This is a genomic window from Carboxylicivirga sp., from assembly GCF_982718395.1.
On sequence record NZ_CEXQWX010000056.1, the window covers coordinates 20,980 to 34,951 of the forward strand.

Here is a 13,972-nt window from a genome sequence, read left to right on the forward strand (position 1 = left end):
CCCTTGGTGTTTGCTCACATCCTCTCCTTGAGGAGAGGAACGAGGTGAGGTGTTGTTATTATAATCTCTGGATTTTTGGGGCCACATTAATTTGTCAAAAATCCCAAAATAAGTTGGTTTTAAACTTCAAGTTGTACCAGTTACTTGGATTGAGGGTGTTTGAAAGTTAAAGTAGGTAACAATCGTGCTTATAGTGCATAATTTAATCACCTCATCCTAACCTTCTGTTATGCTGTTAAGTTAGGCAATCTCCCTACGCTCACCCTTCATTTCCCTGAAGGGAACAGCGCCGGATAAGCCCCTTTAGGGGGGTTGGGGTAATGATGGCGAAATGTCAAGAACATCATTTTTTCTTACTTAAAATCAATGAGAAATTAATATGGGAACCACAAATGGCACAGATTAACACAAATTGTTTTCCTTCGGAAAATCAAAATCTGTGAAATTTGAGTCATTTGTGGTTTAATAAATAGACCGTAACCGAGTTATTGTATTTGAGGGTTAAACTTCAATACACATTTTATTCGCAGAAAGCAATGCGAAATCCGGGTAATCCGTGCTTCGTTAATAGTCTTTACAGAATGTATAAACTTCTGTGATACTTTCGTGATACTTTCAAACGTACTTTGCTTCATAACATTTTAATAACCTAATATTTATAAGTTATGAAGACAAAATTGATAGTATTAGCTGGAGTTTTCGCAATGGTATTTAGTGCATGCGATAATGATGATGATGAACCGATGGTACAAAGCCAAAACTTTAAGGTTACCATTGAGAATGTAAGCGAAGCGAAAGAGTTTTTACAAAGCGGTGTATTTAATACCCCGGTTGGAGCCAATGAACCGGGTGGTGCGGGCCCTGGTCATAGTTATGAGTTTAGTTTTTATGCCGGACCGGGTCACAAAGTGTCTTTTGCAACCATGTTTGTAAAATCCAACGACTTGTTCTATGCTCCGTCGGGTGATGGAATTGACCTATTTAATAATGGTACTCCTGTTGAAGGCGACATTACTTCGCAACTTTATCTATGGGATGCGGGTACAGAAGTTAATGAAGAGCCCGGAACAGGTCCCAACCAACCACTGAACGGCGGTGGAGCAACAGGCATGGCAGAAAACGGTACTGTTAAAATGATCAGCGATGTTAATGATGGCTTTACTTACCCTGATTTGGCGTCAACCATCCAGGCAGAGCTTGAGTACATGGGCAATTCCATGTTTAAGCTGACGATAAATAACTTGGCCGGAAGCTTTACGCCAATTGCACCGGGTGTATTTGTTGTGCATAGTGAAGCCGATCCGTTATTCACCGAAAATGAAGCGGATAGGGGAGAAGGACTTAAAGAATTGGCAGAAGCAGGTGATGCAGGCGTTTTAGGTAGTGCAGCCGAGATGAAAACCGGCTTGGTTTCACCGCTGGCACCAGGTGTATTTGCAATTCATAATTCAAGCGACATGCCTTTATTTATGGATGGATCGCTAGATGCAGATGCGGGTCTTGAAGCTTTGGCCGAAGATGGAAATCCAGCAGACCTTTTAAGCAGTGTTCAGGGGGCCGGATTTACCAACAGTGGTGTTTTTAATACGCCAGTAGGAGAGTCGGGCGCAGGTCCACTATTCCCGGGACAACGCTATGAGTTCATGTTTACGGCAGAAGAGGGACAATATCTGTCATGGGCCAGCATGTTGGTACAGTCTAACGACCTGTTCTACGCACCAAACGATAATGGTTTGAAGCTTTACAGTGGAGCAACACCAGTTACCGGTGATGTTACTTCAAAGATATATCTATGGGATGCCGGTACGGAAGTCAACGAGTTTCCAGGAGCCGGGCTTAACCAGGCACCACGACAAAGTGGAGCAAATACCGGAACAGATGAAAGTGAATCAGTAATGATGGTAAATGATAGTTTCACTTATCCAGACGTTGGTTCAGTGATCCGCGTAACTATATCGCTTCAATAGCGACAGTTATTCTATCAATGGTCAGCCGGAAGAAATTCCGGCTGTTTTTGTTTGAAGGGATTTACCAGGTTTAATCGATTACATGAAATGGGGGTTCTTATATAATAATTTAGTGTCAAGTAAAGCTTTGGGTTAAAACATAAATCCCCCTCTCCCTACGGGTATCTCCCCAAGGGGAGAATTGGAAGTGAGTCCGCAGAAATATCTTCCCCTTTGGGGAAGTGCCTGAAAGGCGATGGGGGAATTAAATACCCGAAATATAGTACTTGACTTGACATCAGTTTGTTCTACGGATCGGATCTTTATTTGCATTATGGGAATAAAGATCCGATCCTTTTTATCAGCGCCTCATAATTACCCAATGCTCCCTAAAGTTTGCTGATAGAAATTTGATAAACTAACCATTTTTAACACTAACACAGAGCATATTTCAATAAAAACTTTCTACTTTTGCGCCCTGAAAATTGAGATGCAGCATGATTACAGTTTCAAACTTAGCCATTCAATTTGGCAAAAAACCTTTATTCTCAGACGTTAACCTAAAGTTTACTTCGGGTAATTGTTACGGGTTAATTGGTGCTAATGGTGCCGGTAAATCAACATTTCTGCGTATCCTTTCGGGAGAACTGGATTCAACACGTGGTGGTGTTAAAATGGAGCCGGGCGAACGCTTATCTGTACTAAAGCAGGACCACTATGCATATGACGAATTCACTGTGCTTAATACCGTGATGATGGGTCATAAAGAGATGTGGGAGCTCATGCAGGAAAAGGATGCACTTTATATGAAGCCCGACTTCAATGAGGAAGATGGAATGAAGGCCGCCAAACTGGAAGATGAGTTTGCTGCCATGGGTGGATGGAATGCCGAAAGTGATGCTGCTGAGCTATTAAGCGGATTAGGTATTAAGGAAAACCTTCACCACCAGGAAATGAAAAACCTGACAGGTAAGGAAAAAGTACGTGTACTATTAGCTCAGGCACTGTTTGGTAATCCTGATAACCTATTGCTGGATGAGCCTACCAATGATTTGGACTTAGAAACAGTTCTTTGGCTGGAAAACTACCTTGCTAATTTCGAAAATACAGTGATTGTTGTGTCTCACGACCGTCACTTCCTTGATAATGTTTGTACTGATATTGTGGATATCGACTATGGTAAAATCCGTATGTTCTCAGGTAACTATACTTTCTGGTACGAATCAAGCCAGTTGGCTGCCCGTCAGTTAGCTGCTCAAAATAAAAAGGCTGAAGAGAAAAAGAAAGAACTTCAGGAGTTTATCTCTCGCTTTAGCGCCAATGTTGCTAAGAGTAAGCAAACAACCAGCCGTAAAAAGATGATTGATAAGTTGAATGTTACTGAAATTCAACCTTCAACACGTCGTTATCCGGGTATTATCTTTCAACCATCGCGTCAGGCCGGTGATCAAATTCTTCGTGTTGAAAACCTGAGTTATTCCATTGATGGCGAAGTGATGTTTAAAGACGTCAACTTTAATATTGAGAAAGACGAGAAAGTGGTCTTTATTTCACGCGATAACCGTACTGTAACTGCCTTTTTCGAGATTATCAATGGTGAAAAACAGGCTGACACAGGTGTTTTTGAATGGGGACAAACCATTACCAGTGCCTACTTACCAATGGACAATACTGAGTTCTTCCAAAAGGAAGTCAAGCTATATGATTGGTTAGCACAGTTTGCCAAAGATACTTCTGAGGATTATATGCGCAGTTTCCTTGGTAAAATGTTGTTTTCAAACGATGATATTGAAAAGAAAGCAACAGTTTTATCTGGAGGTGAGAAAATGCGTTGTATGATTGCCCGCATGATGATGGAAGAACCCAATGTGTTAATACTCGATCATCCAACTAACCACCTTGATTTGGAATCTATTCAGGCCTTTAACAACAATATGAAATCATTCCCGGGACAGATTCTGATGGCATCGCATGACCATGAATTTATTCGTACAACATGTGGCCGTGTTATTGAGTTAACACCAAATGGAATTGTTGATAAATTAATGGATTTTGAAGAATATCTGGCTGACGAAAATATTAAAGCTGTCAGGGAAAGTAAATACGCGTAAGCACACAACAAACCAATATACTACAATAAGGGAAAGGGGTAAAGCTGTAGCTGTTTACCCCTTTTTTTAGTTAGCTACTATTACTCAAGTGGAGGTAGAATAACACGATCTATCACATGAATCACTCCGTTAGTAGCTTGTATATTTAGAAGTGAACCAACTAACCCGGCTTCTCTGCTATTGGCATCGGTAATGGATGGTACTGTCACATCAATTGTAAAAGCATCTCCCTGAAGCGTTGGTACATTAGCTGGTCCGGCAGGTAAATCACTGGAATAGACACGACCTTCAATCACATGATAAAGCAATACTTGTGTCAACAGGTCAACCGGAATATCATCCAAACTGTTAAAGTCGGGTCCTAACTCATTCAGGAGTGCAACAAATGCATCATCAGTGGGTGCAAATACAGTAAACGGGCCTCCTGTTGCCAATGTCTCGGCAAGATCAGCTTTGATAACCGCCTGAACAAGAATTGAGAAAGCACTATTACCCTGAGCAACTTCTACAATATTCTGTGTTGGAGGCAACAACACCTCGTCAATAATGTGTATTATTCCATTTAACGCCCGAATATTAGCATACTGAACATTGGCATTGTTGATCATCACACCGCCATTGAGTTTTACTTCAACAGCTGCTCCGTTCAGTGTTGGAACAAAGCCATTGCTTAGTTGATTGGATTTGACTTTGCCAGCTATCACATGGTATAATAAAATAGCTCTCAATTGATCAGTTGGTACTTGCCGTATACTCTTCACGCCAATTTGATCAAAGAGCTTTTCAAAGGCTTCATCAGTAGGAGCAAAGACAGTAAGCTCGTTTCGAACCACAGTTGTAAACAAGCGTGTTTTAAATAAAGCATAGCCCAGGTTCCTGAAAGTTGGATAACGGCGCCATTTTCTTCTTTTCAACTCACTTTCCCCATCCGTTTTGAGAAAATCGGGGTTCTCTGTAATCATTTCCAGGGTGGTTTCAATATCAAACACCTCTTGTTGATTGTCTTGTTGTGGAGATACGTCATCCTTCTCACATCCTGCAAACATAACTCCAAAGGCGATAAGTCCTATTAAGAGGACCTTACTCACATTTTCGTTCCTTTTAATCATCGATCCTTTCATATCTCTAAGTTTATAGTGTTTACTAAAGGGAAACTTGAAAACAGAAATAATGTTTAATAAATACTTTAAAAAATTAAACACTATTTATCGTTTTGCATTAACTGTATAATGAATAGCTCATTATATAAGACATTCTGGAAGTTGTTAAAATATCTTAAAATGCTCATGTTTAAGATGAATGTGGTTTGGAGATGGATTTAAATATCTCAAAACTTTGTTTCGTTGGACAGGAAAGGAGTTGAAAACCAGAAGGAAGTTTGGTGAACACTGTGATGAGTGGTCACTGTGAAATAGCCCTTAATTAATTTGTTTAGTCGTTCTTGAGATCATCATTAAAAGGATTGTGAATAATGAAGATGGATTAAGCCAATCGCTTTTGACGATTCTGATTGACACAAGTGCTCAGCATGACGGTCAATTTTGATTGGCGGTATAAAATGATGATTACTTAGAACCACCTACAAATGAATTTGAGGCTGGGGGTTTTTCGTTAGTTTTTGACCTCGAGCAAAAAGTAACTCGTCGAAGACAGGTGAACACTATCTATTTCTATCTTTAATTTATAGCTCTTGAGCAATAAGTAAGCTCCTGACAATAGCGAGTTTTTTATCAGTTATAGATAAATATTTTTACTAAAAAGTGTCGCAATTGATCCCTTCTTGTTCCTTGTTAAGCCATACAAATGCTTAATATCTTTGTATTTCCACATTTCTGAACATTACTTACCAAGTGCACTTACCTTGTTTTGTAATTTTGCTTCAAACGAAATACGTAAATCATGCTAAAAAATTCTTTATTAATTCTTGCGGTATTAATCGGTTTATCGGCTTGCACCAATTATCCCCATGTGCCAAAAGAATACCACAAATTGCTGGATAATGCCATTGCAAATGCTGGTGATAATGCCAAAGAAATAACCAAAGCTATTGAGTCAGCACCTGCACATCAAAAAGAGGCTGTTGCTTACCTGATTTCATATATGCCGGTACGAGATTTACAATCCTTAAGTGCTGATTTTATATTGGAGAATACAGATTACGCTTTTATAGCTCGAGAACAATTTGAATGGACTAAAACGATTCCTGATTCAATCTTTTTTAATGATATCTTACCCTATGCAAGTTTAAACGAACGTCGCGACAACTGGCGTAAAGATTTCTATGAACGTTTTTCAAAGTATGTCAAAGACTGTAAAACAATAGATGAGGCAATAGACTCGGTCAATAAAAATATTCGTGACGAATTATTGGTTGATTACAATACCAAGCGTAAAAAACCTGATCAAAGTCCATATGAATCAATGGAGCAAAATATGGCTTCCTGTAGTGGTTTATCCATTTTATTAACTGATGCATTCAGGGCTGTTGGTATTCCGTCGCGGATTGGTGGAACACCTAACTGGCATGATAAGCGAGGTAACCACAATTGGAATGAAGTATGGATTGACGGGCAATGGTATTTTACTGAGTACTACCCAAGTGGTTTAAATAAGAGTTGGTTTCTGGCTGATGCAGGAAAAGCTATACCAGATAATCCTCGGCATGCTATTTATGCCAGTTCTTGGAAACCTGCAGATACACACTTTCCGTTGGTTTGGGATTTTGATATTAAATACGTTCATGCTGAAAATGTTTCAGACAGATACATTCGCCTGTATGCAGAAGCAGAAGCGGCTAAGAAGATTGCGGAAACACATGTTGCTGTTAAGGTAATGATGTTTAAAGATGATGTTTGCACCTTCCAGGGCGATGACCGCGTAGCTGTTAATGTTGATGTTTTCAATGGCACCGATCAGGTTGGTGGTGGTCAAACTGCCGGACCGAAACAAGATATGAATGATGTTCTGGAATTTGTTCTGAAAAAGAACAATGAATACAGTTTTAATTATACCGGTGATGCTGGTCAAATAAAATCCATCAAACTTAAGGTTGAGGATGAGCCTCAAACATTGAAGCTTTACTACAAGTAACTGAAATATTTATAAAAAAATACCCGCTCTTGAAATAATCAGATTACAAGAGTGGGTATTTTTATTTCCTAAAGTTTCTTGATTAATCCATCGCTTTTAAGCTTAAATCAAGGCTTTTAATATGGTGAGTTAGTGCACCAACCGAGATATAATCAACTCCACATTCTGCATAGTCCCTTAAGGTATCAATTGTGATTCCTCCTGATGATTCAGTTTCATAACGACCGTCAATAAATTCAACCGCCTTACGGGTTTCTTCCACCGAAAAATTATCGAGCATAATACGATGAATTCCACCTACACGAATCACCTCTTCTAATTCAGCCCAGTTACGTACTTCCACTTCAATTTTTAGGTCTTTTCCTTTTTCCTTCAGGTATTCTTTCACCTGTTTTACTGCCTTTTCAATACCTCCTGCAAAGTCAATGTGATTATCTTTTAACATGACCATGTCATATAGCCCCATTCGGTGGTTAACACCACCACCCAATCGCACTGCTTCTTTTTCCAGATAACGCATTGCAGGGGTTGTTTTGCGGGTATCCAGCACACGTGTATTTGTACCTTCCAAACGGGTAACATATTCTGCTGTTCGCGTGGCAATTCCACTCATACGCTGCATCACATTAAGCACCAAACGTTCCGCCTGTAGTAACGACCAAACACGCCCGCTGACATTCATAACAATATCACCCACCTGTACTGATGTACCGTCCTCAATTAACACATCAAGTTTAATATCCTGGTCAATCCTGGCAAATATCTTCTTTGCAATATCAACACCCGCTAAAATGCCATTCTCTTTAACCAACAAATACATTTTCCCCTGTGCCGATTCAGGAATACAAGAGCGTGAAGAGTGATCTCCATCACCAATATCTTCACGTATAACAATATCGATAAACTGATCGATTAACTCATTAATCATTGTTTCTCAATTCTAATCTGATGAATATATATCTTACCACTTTTTATCTTGGTCAAAAAAGTAAATCGAAACCGATCGTTAGAGGCGTAGTAATTTGCAATGGCAAATGATGATTTATCCTTTTTTCCCTGATGAATCAGTTTAAACTCTGTTACTGGATTCCGTTCAAAGAAGTCCTTGATAACCATCTGAGCCTGCTTTTGGCTGTATACCGCTGTTTTTTGTGGAAGAATTAATTCAACTTGAGCATTAAAAGATTTGGATACTGTTTCAGCATCGCTTTTTTTAATAGCCATAATCAGACCATCAGGTAAAGCTGCTGTCTGTTGAGAAAAACCGGAAATGGCTATAAATAAAACTAATAAAACAGTTATCGTATTTCTAAAATGTATCATCATAAATAGTTTGTCATACAAGCTTGTGCAAATATCAAGCCCTTATAGTACAAATGCTTTAAAAATTATTGCATACTCCCACTAATACATCCGACAATCCTCTTGAATTCAATAATCACTCATTACTTTTACAACAAAAATAGAGCTTTAGCTTAATTTAACTGCATTTTTGTAATTTAATTTAAGATTAACGAGGTATACGAATGAAAGTTGTTTTAGTTGTTATAGGAAAAACAGATGATCCATATTTGCAAACCGGCATTGAAAAATTTGAGAAGAGATTAAAGCATTATTTACCTTATGAGATGAAGGTAATTCCTGACTTAAAGAAGACTAAAAACCTTTCTCAAGGTCAACAAAAAACTATGGAAGGTCAGCTGTTATTGCAATCATTTCAGGCTGGTGATTTTATTGTTTTACTCGATGAAAAAGGAAAAGAGTATTCATCCGTTGATTTCTCAAAAATGATTGAAAAGAGGATGTTAGCCGGACTTAAGCGGCTGATTTTTGTAATTGGCGGACCATATGGATTTTCTGATGAGATTTATACGAAGGCAAATAGTAAAATCAGTCTGTCAAAAATGACCTTTTCGCATCAAATGGTTCGTTTGATATTTGCAGAACAATTGTATCGTGCGATGACTATTTTGAAGAATGAACCCTATCATCACGAGTAAATTTGTATATCTGTTTTTTTCTATCTTTAATGCATTAAACATCATCTTATGTCGCGCCAGCAACGAAAACTAATTAGCAGCTTAATCGTAGCCGTTGTTTTATTTATAATAGGAAAAACAGTTGAACAACATTTTGATCATAACTACTCGCATGATGCTGATACTTATTCGATTCAGCAGACCATCAAAGATCAACAAAATACACTAATTCACTCAGTAAAGAACTTGCAAGTCAATGATTTGTGGAATGACGACAAGATGTGGGCAACCATGGACTCTTTGGTAAAAGATGAAATTTTTTATTACCTGTTTAAAGATTCTTCACTTGTTGCGTGGTCTACTCATACTGTTCCAATTGAGAAAGTAGACATCGATTCGGGAAATTTTATTAAGCTCCCTAATGGTTGGTACCTTCGTCACCAGGTAGTCACTGACGAAGGTATTCTAATGGGAATCATTCTGGTTAAGGAAGAGTATGAATATCAGAACAAATTCCTGAAGAACACATTTTCGGATGATTATACACTCACTCATCACCCAGCAATTGTATTCGATGCAAACAATACCGAGCATGCTATTTACGATATCAATAACAACTATTTGTTTTCCTTGCAATACAATGAGCATTCTGTTGTTTCACCAACTTGTATAACAGTCTTTTGCCTGTATCTGCTATGTTTTGCGATCCTGTGTTTCTTATCGATCAGGGTCCTGGAAATGAATAAACGTAAAGAGTGGAGCAACAGGATACTAGGTGGAGTTTTTGTATATTTTGTGATATTATATGCTGTTTTTATCAATTATGCTATTCCCGATGAATTTAATTATCTATCTCTTTTTTCACCTATCACATTTGCTGTTTCCGAATGGTTGCCATCACTTGGCAGCCTGATTATCGGCAGTCTGTTCTTACTGATATTTGCCTATTGCTTTTATCGATATTATAAAACTCCATTGTTCTTTAAAAAAGATGCAAATGGATGGGTTACCCACACTCTTACTGGCTTAAGGATTTTATTGGTTCTTCTGTTATTTATCCTGTTAAGTAAATTGATTGAGCTGATTGTTATTAATTCATCACAGGCAACTATTTTCTTCAACATTGAAGACCTAAATGCGATTCTGTTATATAAGGTTTGTATTCTGTGTATTTTTTATACCTCAATCATCTTTATTTATGAAAGAGTCATTGTAACAATTAAGGATCATATTAAACTTGGTGTTTTTATTCTTATCAGTGCAATAGCATTTATTCTTTCTTGTGGGATAAGTCTGTTATTCAATCTGCCCATTTTATTCATTAATATTATTGTCTTTATAATCATTGGTACTATTTTATTCAAGGCTCATCGAAACAGGTCAGATGGAATAACATATAGTTCTTTTATATGGGTAATTTTTGTATCATCGTTCTATGTAGTGTTTCTATTATACGGCTATAACATTGAGAAAGAAGAAGACAACCGTGAATTACTGATTGAAAATCTATCCTTTCAGTTGACAAAAGAATCTGACCTTATTGCAGAAATGTCGCTTGCGGAGATTGATGATAAAATAAGTAATGACGAGAAACTTATAGAATTAGTAATAGATACGAAAAATAACGAACAAGCGATCAGTGATTATCTGAAGAAAAACTATTTCTATGGTTATTGGAAACGTTATGATCTGGAGGTGGTTGTTTGCTGGGAAAATGCACCATTATTCATTGAGTCAGAAAATATTACCACAAATTGTTATAATTACTTCGACAATTTAATAGATACCCAAGGACAAAATATTGCTTCTTGCGAACATTTTTATTTTTTAGACAACGATAATGGTCAAATCACTTACTTTGGAAAAATTCCTTTTCATCAGGGTAATCCCGATTTGGAAACAACACTTTATTGCGATATCAATTCTACACCGATCTTTTCCGGGTTAGGGTATCCTGAACTGCTTCAAAGCCAGGAACAACAAATGTATAATTCGGTTGACAGACATTATTCATTTGCTAAATACATTAACAAGCAATTAGTGAAGCAATTTGGATCATACCGCTATCCAATCAATTATCCTTTAGCCGAAATTGAAGAAGGAGAAAAGAGTACGGTTATTGATGATGATATGGTGCATCTGATCTATAAGTTAAATGATCAGACAACTTTGGTATTAAGCCGACCTGAAATAAAACGAATTTACCTGTTAATGTCGTTTTCCACATTTGCTTTATTATTCTTCATTATAACGGCAATCTTATTCTTTATTACACGTACACAAAATAAGTCATCGTCCCATTTCTCAATCCAGGAACGTATTCAAATCGCGTTTGTGAGTCTGATGGTAATTATTTTGCTTGTAATGGGTGTTAGTTCAGTGTTTTATTCAGTTCATCAGTTTAAAGCAAAGAATAATCAGATGCTATCTCAGCGTATCAAATCTGTATTACAAGAGATGGAACAGAAGATTGTGAACGAAGCAAGGCTAGATGATAGTATGCAAGACTATCTTCAGTATCTGATGCAGAAATTTTCGAATGTTTTTTATTCTGATATCAACTTATATAATACCAATGGGCAATTATTAGCCACATCCCGTCCTGAACTTTATCAACAGGGGTTGTCGGGAAAGATGATGAATCCGCAAGCTTATAATAAATTAGCCAATCAGCAGAAAGCTGAATTTATCCATGATGAATACATTGGTGATTTGCATTTTACCTCTGCCTATGTACCTATTTACAACTATAAACATGAAGTTCTGGCATTTTTAAATCTCCCTTATTTTGTTGGTAATAACGAGTTGAAGTCAGAGATTTCTTCATTGATAGTGGCGGTGATTAATGCGTATTTGTTATTTGTATTATTCGCTATTGGTGTGGCTGTTATTATATCGCGTCGTATAACACGCCCACTTTTTCTGATACAGGACCGTTTAGGACAAATCCGAATTGATAAAATGAACCAAAAGATCGGTTATAAAGGAAACGATGAAATTGGTAATCTTGTTAAGGAATATAACCGCATGGTTGATGAGATTTCAGAAAGTGCCGAAAAATTAGCAAAATCAGAGAGAGAGATGGCATGGCGAGAAATGGCCAAACAGATTGCGCATGAGATAAAGAATCCGCTAACACCTATGAAGCTCAGTGTTCAGTATCTGATGAAAGCCTGGGATAATCAGCAGGAAGATTTTGATAGTTTTCTTAAACGGGTTTCGGCAACGCTGATCGAACAAATTGATCAATTACACATTATTGCAAATGAGTTCTCAAATTTTGCAAAAATGCCACAGGCTAAGCGAACCAAGGTTGATATTGTAGAGAAGATATTCAATACGGTTAATCTCTTCGAAAAGTCAGAACCAAAAATCCGTTTTAGTACCGAGATTGAGGATTCGAAGCGATTTATTTTTGCTGACCCTGACCAAATGGTAAGTGTTTTGAATAATGTTCTTAAAAATGCGGTTCAGGCCATACCTAATAATCGTGAAGGTATAATAAAAACAACCCTTAAGGTTGTTGATTTAAATATCATCATTATGATCTCGGATAATGGTCGAGGCATGAAAGAAGAAGTAAAGAACAAGATATTTATGCCAAACTTTACAACTAAATCAAGTGGAATGGGATTAGGATTGGCGATTGTTCAGAATATTATCAAAAACAGTGGTGGTAAAATCTGGTTTGAGACAATTGAAAACGTGGGTTCAACCTTTTACATTCAATTACCAATTTATGAAGGTAACTAAACCTTAATAACTTTGGTTTGGGTCCATTGAGCACCATAGCGTTCTTCTTTAAAAAGAAACCGGTATAATTCCACAAGATTTAAGATCGGTATAAGATATATTAACTGTCTTATTAGCGCTTTATCCGGAAATCCTACAAGGCTTTGACCATCTGCCATTTTGACGACCTTGATATTAAATAATCGGCGACCAAAACTTTGTCCGCTAATAAAAGGTAAACTATCCTTAAATAAAAAATAAATCAATCCAAATAGCCAGCCAATCCTGGGAAATAATGACAACCCAAGCGTGATTGTGACATCCACTATTCCGGCAATAAGCCGTTCAGTGAAATATTCTGTTTTGCCAATCTTTATACGCTTGTTAGTCATGGTTTAGGAAATATCTTCCATTTGGATAATATTATTTAAGATCGCGTAAACCGTTAATCCGGAAACCGTCTTAATACCAAGCTTGCGAGTAATATTTTTACGATGCGAAATAACAGTATGTGTACTAATATACGTTTTTTCGGCAATTTCTTTATTAGTCAGTCCCAGAGCTACTTCCTTCAGAATAGCCTTTTCCCGGGGGCTTAATTCTTCAGTCTCCATCATATTAACCTGGTGAATGTTTTTCAATGCACCTTCAATTTTCTCTTGCAAAGTGGCTTTATTATCCAGAATTGAAATTTGTTGATTAGGTGCATCGATAGGCAAAGGAGTGTTAAATACGTGAATCACGCTCGTTTCCGGTCGTTTATTATCCAGAAGCTCCTGCATATCAACAGGTCTTAAAAAAGAAGTGTTGATCAGGATCAGATCAGGATCAAAATCTTTTGCAACATTACAACATTCCTCTTCATTGTTAACCATTTTAACAGTTTCAACCTCCCGAAAGGATTTTATTAGCGTTGCCAAACCCAAAGCAATTATATGAGAATTTTCAGCTATTAGTATCCTGGCCATTACTTCTTATTTCTATTTGATATAATGATCTCTTCCATGTGTCGAACCAAAGGATAGAGCACATTCTCTTCTAATTCTGCATGATCCAATAAATCTCTTTCAAGTCGGAAAATATCGTAGATTAAGTTGTTATACAACCCATTGTT

Annotated in this window: 10 protein-coding genes; 5 read left to right on the plus strand and 5 right to left on the minus strand. The window is 37.4% G+C overall.

What is annotated here, in order from left to right; all coding sequences use genetic code 11:
• Positions 1 to 665: 665 nt before the first annotated feature.
• Both AC4MRQ_RS12150 and AC4MRQ_RS12155 read left to right on the plus strand, forming a co-directional pair.
• The gene (locus AC4MRQ_RS12150; protein WP_491197945.1) at positions 666 to 1,967 is read left to right on the plus strand and encodes a spondin domain-containing protein; all 1,302 of its coding nucleotides are present in this window, start codon (positions 666 to 668) and stop codon (positions 1,965 to 1,967) included.
• 476 nt (positions 1,968 to 2,443) lie between these two features.
• The gene (locus AC4MRQ_RS12155) at positions 2,444 to 4,057 is read left to right on the plus strand and encodes an ABC-F family ATP-binding cassette domain-containing protein (RefSeq protein WP_491197946.1); all 1,614 of its coding nucleotides are present in this window, start codon (positions 2,444 to 2,446) and stop codon (positions 4,055 to 4,057) included.
• An 80-nt stretch (positions 4,058 to 4,137) separates the two neighbouring features.
• Here the strand turns inward: AC4MRQ_RS12155 and AC4MRQ_RS12160 are convergent, their stop codons facing one another.
• The gene (locus AC4MRQ_RS12160) at positions 4,138 to 5,178 is read right to left on the minus strand and encodes a fasciclin domain-containing protein (protein ID WP_491197947.1); all 1,041 of its coding nucleotides are present in this window, start codon (positions 5,176 to 5,178) and stop codon (positions 4,138 to 4,140) included.
• 778 nt (positions 5,179 to 5,956) lie between these two features.
• Between AC4MRQ_RS12160 and AC4MRQ_RS12165 the strand changes: the two genes are divergently transcribed.
• Positions 5,957 to 7,147: a transglutaminase-like domain-containing protein gene (locus tag AC4MRQ_RS12165; protein ID WP_491197948.1), complete on the plus strand. Its 1,191-nt coding sequence runs from the start codon at positions 5,957 to 5,959 to the stop codon at positions 7,145 to 7,147.
• An 82-nt stretch (positions 7,148 to 7,229) separates the two neighbouring features.
• On the opposite strand, the gene nadC is transcribed toward AC4MRQ_RS12165, so the two are convergent.
• On the minus strand, positions 7,230 to 8,075 hold the full coding sequence (gene nadC / locus AC4MRQ_RS12170; protein ID WP_491197949.1) for a carboxylating nicotinate-nucleotide diphosphorylase: 846 nt from the start codon (positions 8,073 to 8,075) through the stop codon (positions 7,230 to 7,232).
• The gene (locus tag AC4MRQ_RS12175) at positions 8,072 to 8,470 is read right to left on the minus strand and encodes a DUF4783 domain-containing protein (RefSeq protein WP_491197950.1); all 399 of its coding nucleotides are present in this window, start codon (positions 8,468 to 8,470) and stop codon (positions 8,072 to 8,074) included. Before AC4MRQ_RS12175 ends, nadC begins: the two co-directional genes overlap by 4 nt.
• 203 nt (positions 8,471 to 8,673) lie before the next feature.
• Between AC4MRQ_RS12175 and rlmH the strand changes: the two genes are divergently transcribed.
• Positions 8,674 to 9,147, plus strand: coding sequence for a 23S rRNA (pseudouridine(1915)-N(3))-methyltransferase RlmH (rlmH, locus tag AC4MRQ_RS12180; protein WP_491197951.1), 474 nt, complete (start codon positions 8,674 to 8,676; stop codon positions 9,145 to 9,147).
• 48 nt (positions 9,148 to 9,195) lie between these two features.
• Positions 9,196 to 12,879: a sensor histidine kinase gene (locus tag AC4MRQ_RS12185; RefSeq protein WP_491197952.1), complete on the plus strand. Its 3,684-nt coding sequence runs from the start codon at positions 9,196 to 9,198 to the stop codon at positions 12,877 to 12,879.
• Here the strand turns inward: AC4MRQ_RS12185 and AC4MRQ_RS12190 are convergent.
• Positions 12,876 to 13,250 carry an RDD family protein gene (locus tag AC4MRQ_RS12190; RefSeq protein ID WP_491197953.1) on the minus strand — a complete coding sequence of 125 codons (375 nt, stop codon included), beginning with the start codon at positions 13,248 to 13,250 and terminating at the stop codon, positions 12,876 to 12,878. The two genes, AC4MRQ_RS12185 and AC4MRQ_RS12190, sit on opposite strands and share 4 nt — an antisense overlap.
• A gap of 3 nt (positions 13,251 to 13,253) precedes the next feature.
• Positions 13,254 to 13,826: a response regulator transcription factor gene (locus AC4MRQ_RS12195; protein WP_491197954.1), complete on the minus strand. Its 573-nt coding sequence runs from the start codon at positions 13,824 to 13,826 to the stop codon at positions 13,254 to 13,256.
• Positions 13,827 to 13,972: the final 146 nt, after the last annotated feature.